The 858-nt window shown below is 66.6% G+C and carries 1 protein-coding gene; it reads right to left on the bottom strand.

Going from position 1 to position 858, the window contains the following annotated elements; all coding sequences use genetic code 11:
* Positions 1 to 155: 155 nt before the first annotated feature.
* Positions 156 to 858 (bottom strand): ribosome silencing factor (gene rsfS / locus B2W70_RS14795; protein ID WP_286746808.1); only part of this gene is annotated, 703 nt, incomplete at its 5' end.

Here is an 858-nt window from a genome sequence, read left to right as displayed (position 1 = left end):
CCCGCCAGTCTGGCGGGAAGCGCTTGAGGTAGTCCTCGCAGGCCTCCTGTGCCCAGTCGGGCAGGCGCTGGCCGATGGTCAGCACGGTGCACTTCATGGGCTTGGGACCTGCTCAGGCGTCAACACTCGTCAAGGCAAAGGGCTCGGTGGACCGCTCAGCGTGCAGTCTTGCGAGCGGGGGCCTTCTTGGCTGCCACCTTTTTCGCGGCGACCTTTTTGACGGCGGGTGCCTTGGTGCCTGCCACCTTGCGAGCCACGACCTTGCGGGCGGGCGCCTTGGCGGCGGGCTTCTTGGCTGTCGGGGCGTTGACCATCAGCTTGGTGGCGACCTTCTTGGCTGCCACCTTCTTGGCGACCACCTTCTTGGCTGCAACCTTGGTGGCAGCCTTCTTGGCGACGGGCTTGGGTGCAGCCTTGGGGGCGGCCTTCGGAACCGGTGCAGCCTTCTTGGCAGGGGCCTTCTTGGCGGCAACCTTCTTGGCAGCAGGCTTCTTGGCGGGCTCGGGCTTGGTGGTGGCGGCCTTGCGAGCGGAGGTGGTCTTGCCGGAAGCCTTCTTGGGCTTGACCGGCGCCTCATCGGCTTCTTCCATCGGCTCGGAGGCCTTGACCAGGCCGGATCGGGTCGCCTTGGCCTTGAGGGCCACGGGTTTGTCGCCCCAGATCTCTTCGAGCTGGTAGTACTGGCGGATGGCCGGCTGCATGATGTGGACCACGGCCGCACCGCAGTCGACGATGATCCATTCGCCGTTTTCTTCGCCCTCGGTGCGCATCACCTGGAAGCCGGCGGCCTTGACCGCCACCCGGACGCTGGAGGCCAGCGCCTTGGTCTGGCGGTTGGACGAGCCGGAGGCGATGACC

Origin of the sequence: Aquabacterium sp. UBA2148, from assembly GCF_002328915.1 — a bacterium.
GTDB lineage: Bacteria > Pseudomonadota > Gammaproteobacteria > Burkholderiales > Burkholderiaceae_C > Aquabacterium > Aquabacterium parvum.
This window is presented reverse-complemented; position numbering and strand designations above follow the sequence as displayed.